The sequence below is a fragment of the Candidatus Wallbacteria bacterium genome, from assembly GCA_028687545.1.
Taxonomy (GTDB): Bacteria; Muiribacteriota; JAQTZZ01; order JAQTZZ01; family JAQTZZ01; genus JAQTZZ01.
Genome location: JAQTZZ010000094.1, coordinates 1 through 6,532 on the forward strand (window position 1 = coordinate 1; position 6,532 = coordinate 6,532).

The following is a 6,532-nucleotide window of genomic DNA, read 5'->3' on the forward strand; positions in this document are numbered from 1 at the left end:
CAGAAAAAAAATAAAAAACTGGAGAGGAACATTTGCCGAGAATATTTATCAGCGGTCAAGCTGCTTCAATTCCTGCTCTGATGGAATCAACCAGCCTGCGGTTGAAAACTCCGGGCACCACTATTCCGCGGGACAATCTCGATTCAGGCACCAGCCCTGCGATCTGTTCCGCCACCCTGATCTTAATTTTTTCGGTCAATTTTTTCGTCCCTGTCCTGATCATTCCCGCGAACAATCCGGGAAAAACCAGCACATTGTTGATCTGATTCGGATAATCAGATCTTCCGGATGCTACAATGCAGGCGCCGGCGGATTTAGCGTCTTCAGGCATGATTTCAGGTACAGGATTAGCCATGGCGAAAACGATCGACGACCGATTCATGGATCTGATATCTGCCGGTTTAACAAGCCCGGCTGCTGACAGCCCGATAAAAGCGTCAGCCCCGGACAGGGCTTGGGACAGGCTGTCATAACCGCATTCCAGCGAAGCGGAGAATTCATCGAGATAGGGATTGTTGGCTTTGCGGCCGGGATAAATCGGTCCACGCGAGTCAAAGGCCGAAATTCGACGGATTCCGTAAGACAAAAGCAATTTCATCACTGTCATTCCAGCTGCTCCGGCTCCTGAACAGACCACACGCAAATCTCCCCTTTTCCGGCCTGTGATTTTAAGGGCATTGATCATCGCAGCCAGCGTAACGATGGCTGTAGCATGCTGATCATCATGAATCACTGGAATTGAAAGTTTCTTTTTCAGCTCTTCTTCGATGTAAAAACAGCGGGGTGAACTGATGTCTTCAAGATTTATTCCGGCAAAGTTCGGCTCCAGCGCTGCAATCATCTCCACCAGCTTTTCCGGATCCTGACAGTCAAGGCAGACAGGTACCGCGTCCAGTCCGGCAAAACGTTTGAAAAGTATGCATTTACCTTCCATGACCGGCAGTGCCGCGTAAGCTCCGATATTTCCAAGACCAAGTACTGCGCTGCCGTCAGTGACCACAGCGACCGTGTTCCCCCGGTTGGTGAGTTCGAAAGACTCGTCCCTGTCTGTCGCGATCTTTTCGCAGACAGCCGCTACTCCTGGAGTGTACCAGATGGAGAGATCTGCCCTGGATTTGAGCGGCACCTTGCAGCTTGTGGCAAGCTTGCCTTTATACTTCCGATGCATCATTACGGATCTAAGCTTCAAATCAGATTTTTTTGCCATAAGGCCGCCTTTACTATATTTCTGTATAAAACAGCTCTGGTGACAGTACCGACTCCTGAAGGCACTGGTGTGATCAGGCGGCAGGCAGGCAGACATTGTTCGAAATCAAAGTCCCCTACCCATTGCCCCTCCCGGAAATTTGTCCCTACGTCGATCAGCACTTGTTCTGCACTGAGAAAACGCTCATCTATCATCCGGGCTTTACCGACTGCTGCTACTATGATTCTGCTTTTTTTACAGAGATCAGGCAGGTTTTTTGTCCTGCTGTGGCAGACAGTGGGAGTGAAATTGTGTGAGAGGAGCAGGTGGAACAGCGGAAGACCAACGATCCTGCTGCGTCCGATCACAGTCACTGATTCTCCCTCCGGATCCTTGATCACGCGCCTCAGTATTTCCAATACAGCCTGGGGAGTGGAGGGAAAAAGTCCCGTCCGTCCCTGGTAGAGAGCCAGCGAGTTCCCGTCAGAAAGCCCGTCGATGTCTTTTTTAGGGTCAAGCGCAGACAAGATTTTCGCAGAATCATATTCCTGAGGCAGCGGATATTGAATCATGATGCAGTGCGTCTCATGGTCATGATTCGCATGATCAAAGCTGGCCCGGAAAGAATCCGGTTTTTCGGAGCGGATTCTGACTTCAAAATTCAGCTTTTTCCCGTCTTTTTCGATGTTTTTCGCATAATTTGCCGAAGCTTCGTCAGTGCTCAGCAGATAAACGACTACAGAGGGAACAGTCTGGAGGGATTTCCTCAATTCATCGGTTTCCGCGATAATCTCTGCCGCGATTGCCTTGCAGTCAATGATTTTACTCATATACACCTTCACAAGAAATTTTCAGTTCCCCATGAAGTTGGTATGTCAGTATGTTAGTATGTTGGTATGGAAGAAAGTTTTTACACATATTTGCTGTGCATTAAATATCCGTTCCCTAACTTACCAACATACCAACCTACCAACCTACTAACCTCTATGCATCTTCACAGTATCTTATGTATCAGTTTACTGACCTTCTTCTTCGCCCCGAATTCGAAGGCTTCCAGTACAAGAGCTTCCGCTTCTTTCAGCGGTTTTGTCCGATTCGTGTAAATCCTGGCCAGCACTTCACCCTTTTTAACTCTGTCTCCGATACGGTGTTCAAGCAGGACTCCGGCAGCCAGGTCGATTACATCATCCTTGGTTTCCCTGCCTGCGCCGAGGATGAACGAAGCTTTCCCCACTTTCAGAGAGTCGCAGCGGGTGATGAATCCATCTTTTTTTGATTTCACTGCAGAGACTGTTTTTGCGCAGAGTAATCTGTCAGGATTATCGATAGCTTTAGTTTCTCCACCCTGAGCCTTGATGAATTCTTTCATTTTGAGCAAAGCTTTGCCGTTTTTAATCTGGGACAGGAGCAGAACGCGTCCTTCTGAGGTTTTTCTGCATCTGCCGGCCTGGGCAAGCATCAGGCTGCCTAGAGTCAGGCAGATTTCAAGCAGATTGCCTTTCTTCTCCCCCATCAGGGTCAGGATCGCTTCCCTGACCTCCAGCATGTTGCCCACTGCGTCGCCCAGAGGCTGGTCCATGTCCGAAATCACGGCGTTCATCTTTTTGCCGTTCATTTTACCGATCTCGATCATGGCTTTGGCCAGTCTGACGGAATCTGGCAGTTTCTGCATGAAAGCGCCTATGCCTGTCTTGACATCGAGCACTATCCCGTCTGACCCGGCTGCCAGCTTTTTACTCATGATGGAAGCTGCGATCAATGGGATGGAGTTTACAGTGGCTGTCACATCTCTCAAGGCATAGATTTTTTTGTCCGCAGGAGCGATGTCGGCAGTCTGGCCGACAACAGCAATCCCGTATTTGTTAACATTTTCCATGAATTTTTTCTTGGGTATTTCCACTTTGAATCCAGGGAATGATTCCAGTTTATCGAGCGTCCCGCCGGTATGGCCGAGTCCGCGGCCGGACATTTTCGCGAGCGGAACTCCGCAGGATGCCACCAGCGGGGCTAGCACCAGGGTTGTAGTGTCACCGACTCCGCCTGTGCTGTGTTTGTCCACTTTGAATCCTTTGATCCCTGAGAGATCCACGATTTCTCCGGAATGCAGCATGGAAACTGTCAGATCCGATGTTTCACGGCTGTTCATCCCTCGAATGAAGACAGCCATCAGGAAAGCCGACATCTGATAATCCGGGATCGTTCCCCTGGTATAGCCCTGCACCATGAAATCGATCTCCTCTTTAGGCAGAACCTTGCAGTCACGCTTTTTCGCAATGATGTCGTAAACTTTCATCAGACCTCCTAATTTAGGTTTAACAGAAACCGGCTCAACAGCCAGATGATCCCCTGCTGCGCATAGCCCAACAGAGGGCTCAGAAACCGCTCGAAATATCCGGTGACCACAAGCACCACCATAAAAATCGCGCCATACATCTCATACTGGCGGAGTACATCTGCCGAGGAATCAGGCAGGAAAAAATACAGAAGCTTTGAACCGTCAAGCGGCGGGATAGGCAGTAGATTGAAGACCGTAAGAGCGGTATTGATCTGGAACGAAAACATTAATATTTTACCCAGAATCGTGAAAAAAATCGACGCCTCCCGAGGCAAGTAGAAGAGAGGGATCGCAGACAGTATCGCCAGCGCTAAATTAGTGGCAGGACCGGCCAGGGCGACGAGAAATTCCCCCAGTCTGCGGTTTTTATAATAGCGTGGATCTATCAGCACTGGCTTGGCCCATCCGATGCTGACGATGAAAATCATGATCGTGCCGAGCGGGTCAAGATGCCGCAATGGATTAAGGCTCAACCTGCCGCTGATCTTGGGCAGGGGATCGCCCAGTTTAAATGAAACATAGCCGTGCGCGAACTCGTGCAGAACTATCGCGAAAACCCCTGGAATTGCGAGTAAAGTGAAATTAAGTATCCCGCTGAGCACTCCCTCCAGGCCGTTTTTCAGAAGATTATTAAGAATGATCAGGACCAGGAAGACAATCCCGATCCTGATGATATTCTGTCTGTTGTCCATGATAAGCAGGCCAGGCGTCTCCTTGCAGATTTGAATAAATTATACTTGGACCTGGTTATTTATACAATGGAGACACTTGCAAAACTATTGAGGTCTGATTTTTCTCATAAGCTTCCGCGCCAGAGAAAGCTCCTCTTCCTTGCTGTTCACGAATCCGTCCAGCTTAGCGGAACGGATTTCGCTGAGAATGGATCCAATCTCCGGAGAGGATTTCAGACCCAGGCCGATCAGATCAGAGCCGGTAATTTTCAGCTTGATTCCTGTCAGATTAAGATAACGCCTGATATTTTCCCGATAAAATTTATTTTCATTCACCGCTTGTTGAAAAATCAGAATCTCCGTCCGTTCGGCTGATAAAATCTTGAAAAGTTCGCTGTTTTTAAAATTCCTGTTCTTGGAAAGATGCTTGAGAATGAAATGCTGCTCTTCCAGATAGCGCTCAAGATGCCCGGACAGGCTGTCAGACAGCTTGTAACACTTCAGAAAATCGATCGTTTTCTGGATAGAAAGACTTTCCGTCAGTACCAGGAGATTGATCTGAAATCGATTACAGCGTATACCAGTTTCCTTGATCAGGCCATCAACTCGTTTCAGAGCGGCAAGATTTCGTTCATCCACTGAAAGACCAAAGATCAGGCGTGAGAGCTTAAGTTCGTTGAAGCGGCTGAGCACGCGACTGAAATCTTCCTCCTGGCAGAGGCAGGCAAGCTCCTTCCCTATCCGCTCAGGGGTCAGCAGTTTGAATACGTTTTCAGACAGTGCTGTCTTCAACATCCGCAGAGTCATCTCTTCAATCGCAAATGAAAATCTGCTGGAAAAGCGCACCGCGCGCAGAATCCTGGTCGGATCTTCTACAAAGCTCATCCGGTGAAGAATCCGGATCAGCCCGTCCGCAATGTCCTGATAACCACCGTAATAATCGGCGAGATCTCCGAATCCGTTGTGATTTAACCGAATCGCCAGGGAATTGACGGTGAAATCCCGGCGGTAGAGATCGTTTTTCAAAGATGAGAGTTCAACATCAGGCAGTGCAGCGGGAGTTTCATAAAACTCGACTCTTGCGGAAGCAAAATCGATTCTAAGACCGCTGATTTTCAATGATACAGTGCCGAATTTAGGGAAAAAATGCAGTGAAGCTCCCCTGAAACAATTCTCAATCTGCTTCCCGAATTTAATGGCGTCTCCTTCTATCACAATATCGATATCCTGACTTGAACGGGACATGATCAAATCGCGGACAATGCCGCCGACTAAGAAACATCCGACTCGTTCCTGATCAGCCAGTCTGCCAATTTCATGTAATGTTTTAAGCGCTGAAGCAGGTAAATTCTCCAGAACCCGGGAAACATTTCTGGTGGATTCTCTGGGCTCTAAAAAAGTGGTGTGATAATCCGAGGCGAATGTGCCGTTATAAAGACTGTTGAACAAATCGCCGCGAGTAACAATGCCCAGCAGCCGATTTTCCCGGTCTACAATCGGTATCCTGGAGATCTGACGCTGCATCATTACCATTTCCAGCACTTCCAGCGGGGTCTCCGGATTCATGGAAATTGCATGCTGGGTCATGTAGGCCCGCACCGGGGCGTGGGAAAAATCGTGCAGGATCGCCTTGGCCATATCCTGCCGGCTGATGATACCTGTGAGTTTGCCGTTTCCATCAACGACAGGCAGACCGCCAAACCCATAACGCAGCAGAATCTTGTGGGCATCACCGATCGTTATATCCATATCCACAGATTTTACTGGACTCTGCATGATTTCCGAAGCCTGGCGGCCCGGACGGATGGTTTTTTCAAGACTTTTAAGCAGATTCAGGCGGACTGAGCTCCAGTCGGTTTCTTCAATGGTGGCGGAAGCAGCATGTTTGTGCCCTCCCCCACCTAGCGTAGCAAGTATTTCACCCACCTGGACGCGGTCATTGCGGCTTCTCGCGATCAGATAGGATTTTTTGGGCAGTGTAAGCAGGCAGAACAGCACACGGGCGCCGTCGTTTTCCCGCAGGCGTTGAACCACCACATCCGCGTCTTCGACATAACTGCCAGTAACAGCTCTGTAGAAATGGATAATGTTACCCTTGATCTCCCATCGCTCCTTGCTGCTGAGAAGTTTTTGGTAAAGTCCTTCCTGCTCGGGGCTGATGCGCGACTCAAGAAACTGCTGGGCCATCAGGAGGTTGGCGCCGGACTTGAGAAGCTCTGCTACAGCCTGAGCGTCCCGCCAGGTGGTACCAGTATTGACGCAGGATCCCGTATCCTCATGGATTCCGATCATGAACAGAGTGTATTCCAGGATGGAACAGGTGATGTTCCGCTCTTTAAG

Annotated in this window: 5 protein-coding genes; all 5 read right to left on the minus strand. The window is 49.2% G+C overall.

The window, feature by feature from the left end; genetic code table 11:
- Positions 1-55: 55 nt before the first annotated feature.
- Positions 56-1,207, minus strand: a complete 1,152-nt coding sequence (locus PHW04_18855) for an NADP-dependent malic enzyme (protein ID MDD2717954.1) — start codon at positions 1,205-1,207, stop codon at positions 56-58.
- Positions 1,186-2,016 (minus strand): bifunctional 5,10-methylenetetrahydrofolate dehydrogenase/5,10-methenyltetrahydrofolate cyclohydrolase, encoded by an 831-nt coding sequence (locus PHW04_18860; GenBank protein MDD2717955.1) that lies wholly within the window; start codon positions 2,014-2,016, stop codon positions 1,186-1,188. The genes PHW04_18855 and PHW04_18860 overlap by 22 nt, the downstream gene beginning before the upstream one ends.
- A 164-nt stretch (positions 2,017-2,180) precedes the next feature.
- On the minus strand, positions 2,181-3,479 hold the full coding sequence (locus PHW04_18865; protein MDD2717956.1) for a pyrimidine-nucleoside phosphorylase: 1,299 nt from the start codon (positions 3,477-3,479) through the stop codon (positions 2,181-2,183).
- Positions 3,480-3,487: 8 nt separating this feature from the next.
- Entirely contained in the window at positions 3,488-4,213 is a 726-nt protein-coding gene (locus PHW04_18870) for a site-2 protease family protein (GenBank protein ID MDD2717957.1), read from the minus strand.
- An 84-nt stretch (positions 4,214-4,297) separates the two neighbouring features.
- A partial coding sequence (locus tag PHW04_18875) for a CBS domain-containing protein (protein ID MDD2717958.1) occupies positions 4,298-6,532 on the minus strand: 2,235 nt, incomplete at its 5' end.

What these genes read in the sequence shown, in the direction of transcription:
- PHW04_18865 (MDD2717956.1), bottom strand. Translation starts at nt 3,479, where the DNA reads ATGAAAGTTTACGACATCATTGCGAAAAAGCGTGACTGCAAGGTTCTG.
- PHW04_18870 (MDD2717957.1), bottom strand. Translation starts at nt 4,213, where the DNA reads ATGGACAACAGACAGAATATCATCAGGATCGGGATTGTCTTCCTGGTC.
- PHW04_18855 (MDD2717954.1), bottom strand. Translation starts at nt 1,207, where the DNA reads ATGGCAAAAAAATCTGATTTGAAGCTTAGATCCGTAATGATGCATCGG.
- PHW04_18860 (MDD2717955.1), bottom strand. Translation starts at nt 2,016, where the DNA reads ATGAGTAAAATCATTGACTGCAAGGCAATCGCGGCAGAGATTATCGCG.